The following is a 3,846-nucleotide window of genomic DNA, read 5'->3' as shown; positions in this document are numbered from 1 at the left end:
GAGCGGGTGCCGGCGCCGTCCGACGCCTCCGGCCTGCCGCCGGGCCCCAGCCTGACCGGCCCGCCCCTCAGCGGCCCGGCGAACGAATCCCGCAACTAGCCGGCAGTCCGGGGCAGCGCCCCGGTTGCGGCGTCAGGGTCGGCCACGCCGGCCCTTTTCGTTTTTCGGCCGGGCTCTTGCGCGGCAGGTTGGCGCACCGCACAATTGGCCGTCATTTTGTCCGGCCCCGCCCCGCCATGCCTGCGCCCGACGCTCACCTGTCGCTCCCGGCCACGCTGATCGCCTGCCACGAATGCGATCTGCTGCAGACCGAGCCTGCCCTCGCCCCCGGCGAGACGGCCCGCTGCGCCCGCTGTGGGGCCTTTCTGGCGCGCAATCCGCCGGACAGCCTCGACCGCACCCTGGCCCTGACCTGCACCGCCGCGGTGCTCTACGTCCTCGCCAACATCTACCCGCTGGTGGGCCTCGAGATGCAGGGCCGCCAGGTGCAAGTCACCCTCGCCGGCGCGCTGCACGTCCTGTGGCAGGGCGGCATGGCGCCGGTGGCGGCGCTGGTGGGCGTCACCACGCTGCTGTTTCCGCTCCTCGAACTGGCGATGATCCTGATCGTGCTGGTGCCCCTGCGCCTCGGGCGGGTGTCGCCGCGGCTGGCGCCGTTCTTTCGGCTGGTGCGCTCGGTCAGGCCGTGGGGAATGGTCGAAGTCTTCCTGCTCGGCATGCTGGTGTCGCTGGTCAAGCTGTCGCACCTGGCCACGGTGATCCTCGGCACCGCCTTCTGGGCGATGGCGGCGTTGATCGTCGTCCTCACCTTCGCCGCCCGGGCCTTCGATACGCGCCTGGTGTGGCAGACGCCGGTGGCGGAGCCCGCCCGGTGACGCGCCCCCTCACCGCCCGCGAGGCCGGCCTCCTCAACTGCCACGTGTGCGGCCAGCTGTCCCGCGCCGGCGCCGGCCACGGGCTGGTACGCTGTCCGCGCTGCCGGGCGCCGCTGCACATGCGCAAGCCCGCCAGCCTCGCCACCACCTGGGCGCTCACCCTCGCCGCGGCGATCCTCTACGTGCCGGCCAACCTGCTGCCGATGATGACCACCGCCTCGCTCCTCGGTAGCCAGGAAGACACGATCATGAGCGGGGTGATCTTTCTGTGGCAGTCCGGCTCGTGGCCGCTGGCGGCGGTGGTGTTCTTCGCCAGCGTGATGGTGCCGCTGCTCAAGATCATCGCCCTCATCTATCTCGCCGCCAGCGCCCAGCGCCGCTCGCGCCTGCGCCTGATCCAGCGCACCCGGCTGTACCGGATGGTCGAGTTCGTCGGCCGCTGGTCGATGCTGGACATCTACGTCATCACCCTGCTCGTCGCCCTGGTGCAGTTCCAGGGGCTCGCCACCATCCAGGCCGGCCCGGCCGCCGTCGCCTTCGGTGCGGTGGTGGTGCTGACCATGTTCGCCGCGATGAGCTTCGACCCCCGCCTGATCTGGGACCCGATCGCCGGGCCCGCCCCTTCCGACGACCACCGCCATGACTGATCCCGCCGCGCTCCCCCAGGCCACCGTCGACACGCCGCGCCGCTTCCGCATCCCGCTGGTGTGGATCATCCCGCTGGTGGCGCTGTTGATCGGCCTGTTCCTGGCCGCCCGCAGCTACTACGAACAGGGCCCGCTGATCACCATCACCTTCAAGACCGGCGCCGGCCTCGAGCCGGGCAAGACGCGCATCAAGTACAAGGACGTGGATGTGGGCCAGATCACCGGGGTGGCCCTCGCCGAAGACGGCGCCGGCGTGGTCGCCACCGCCCGCCTGGCCCGCGAGGCCGCCCGCCTGCTGGTGGACGACACCCGCTTCTGGGTGGTCAGCGCCCAGGTGTCGGGCAGCTCGGTGTCGGGCCTCGGCACCCTGCTGTCGGGCGCCTACGTGGGCCTCGACGTGGGCAAATCCACCGAAGACCGGCGCCACTTCAAGGGCCTCGACACCCCGCCGGCGGTCAATTTCGACGTGCCCGGCAAATCTTTCGTGCTGCAGGCCGAAACCCTCGGCTCCCTCAGCGCCGGCACGCCGATCTACTTCCGGCGCATCGAGGCCGGCCAGGTCACCGGCTTCAAGCTCGACGAAAGCGGCAAGCGGCTCGACGTGCAGATCTTCATCAAGGCCCCCTACGACCGCTTCGTGACCACCAACAGCCGCTTCTGGAACGCCGGCGGGGTGGACGTGAAGATCGGCGCCGACGGTGTGCAGGTGAACACCGAATCCATGGGCGCCATCCTGGCCGGCGGCGTGGCCTTCCAGACCCCGGAAGACGGCAGCGCCGAGCCCGCCCCCGCCAACCACGCCTTCACCCTTTTCGCCAGCCGCGCCGAGGCCCTCAAGCAGGCCAACAGCGTGGTGCTCAACTACACCCTGCGCTTCGACGAATCCGTGCGCGGCCTGTCGGTGGGCGCGCCGGTGGATTTCCGCGGCATCCAGGTGGGCGAGGTCACTGCCATCAACCCCGACTTCCACCCCCGCACCGCCGATCTGGGCCTGCTGGTGGATGTGAAGATCTACCCCGGCCGCATGCGCGCCCGCAACAGGGACGGCAAGGTCACCTTCTTCGGCAAGGATTACCAGGACAAGGATTTCCGCGCCTTCGTCGACCAGCTCGTTGTCAAGGGCCTGCGCGGCCAGCTGCGCAGCGGCAACCTGGTCACCGGGCAGCTTTACGTGGCGCTGGATTTCTTCCCCGCGGCGCAGCCGGTCAAGGTGGACTGGAGCCGCAACCCGCCCCTGATCCCCACCCAGCGCGGCAGCCTCGACGAGCTCCAGACCACCCTGCTGCGCATCGTCGCGCGGATCGACAAGCTACCCCTCGACACGATCGGCCGCGACACCAGCAAGGCCATCGCCGGCCTCGGCCGCACCATCGACGAGGCCGAGCGGCTGGTCAAGCGCCTCGACGGGCTGACCAGCGGCGACGTGCGCGAGACCGTCGTCGAAGCCCGCAGCGCGATCACCGAGACCCGCGCCGCCATCGCCGACGCCCGCAAGCTGCTGGCCACCGACGCCCCGCTGCAGCAGGACATGCGCGCCAGCCTGCAGGAACTCTCCCGCGCCGCCCAGGCCCTGCGCCACCTGGCCGACACCCTGGACCGCCACCCCGAAGCCCTGCTGCGCGGCAAACCCGAGGAAAAACCATGACCCGCCTTCGCCTTGCCCTGCTCCTGCTTGCCGCCGCCGGCAGCGCCCAGGCCGCGGACATCCGCCCAGGCCTGTGGGAATTCCGCTCCACGCGGGTCAGCCTCGGCGGCGCGCCGGATCTGTCCGACAAGCTCCGCCAGCAGCTCGCCAACCTGCCGCCCGAGGTGCAGCGCCAGCTCCGCCAGCAGCTCGCCGCCCAGGGCGTGCAGCTGGGCAGCGACGGCGCGGTGCGCAGCTGCATCACGCCCGAACAGGCCCGCCAGGACAGCGTCTACGCCGGCCGCAGCGACGGCAACTGCACCCTCGCCAGCATCACCAAAAGCGGCAACCAGGTGCGCGGCCGGCTCAACTGCAGCCAGCCCAAGGGCAGCGCCGACTTCGAAACCACCCTCGACGGCCCCGAGCGCATGAGCACCCGCGTCAACATGCACTCGGCCCAGGGCGACATCCAGATGGACACCGACGCCCGCTGGATCGCCGCCTGCGGCACCGCCACCCGCCAGGAATGACCGCCACGATGAACCGCCTCCTCGCCGTCGCCCTGCTGTGCGCCGGGCTCACCGCCTGCAGCAGCACCCCGCCGATCCGCCACTACACCCTCGGCCCCCTGCCGCCGGCCCCGACCGCTGCGCCGTCGGCCACCGGCGCCAGCCTGGTGGTGGGCCCGGTGGGCGTGCCC

The 3,846-nt window shown here is 71.4% G+C and carries 4 protein-coding genes; all 4 read left to right on the top strand.

Going from position 1 to position 3,846, the window contains the following annotated elements; translation table 11 throughout:
• The first annotated feature begins 236 nt into the window (after nt 1–236).
• From QQK25_RS22430 to QQK25_RS22415, 4 genes are read left to right on the top strand one after another with little or no spacing between them, the layout of a single operon-like run.
• Entirely contained in the window at nt 237–875 is a 639-nt protein-coding gene (locus QQK25_RS22430; RefSeq protein ID WP_284189960.1) for a paraquat-inducible protein A, read from the top strand.
• Nucleotides 872–1,522 carry a paraquat-inducible protein A gene (locus QQK25_RS22425; protein ID WP_284189959.1) on the top strand — a complete coding sequence of 217 codons (651 nt, stop codon included), beginning with the start codon at nt 872–874 and terminating at the stop codon, nt 1,520–1,522. Before QQK25_RS22430 ends, QQK25_RS22425 begins: the two co-directional genes overlap by 4 nt.
• Nucleotides 1,515–3,167, top strand: coding sequence for a PqiB family protein (locus QQK25_RS22420; RefSeq protein WP_284189958.1), 1,653 nt, complete (start codon nt 1,515–1,517; stop codon nt 3,165–3,167). The genes QQK25_RS22425 and QQK25_RS22420 overlap by 8 nt, the downstream gene beginning before the upstream one ends.
• Nucleotides 3,164–3,676: a DUF3617 domain-containing protein gene (locus QQK25_RS22415; RefSeq protein WP_284189957.1), complete on the top strand. Its 513-nt coding sequence runs from the start codon at nt 3,164–3,166 to the stop codon at nt 3,674–3,676. Before QQK25_RS22420 ends, QQK25_RS22415 begins: the two co-directional genes overlap by 4 nt.
• Nucleotides 3,677–3,846: the final 170 nt, after the last annotated feature.

Source organism: Zoogloea oryzae (assembly GCF_030161255.1).
GTDB classification, from domain to species: Bacteria; Pseudomonadota; Gammaproteobacteria; order Burkholderiales; family Rhodocyclaceae; genus Zoogloea; species Zoogloea oryzae.
This window is presented reverse-complemented; position numbering and strand designations above follow the sequence as displayed.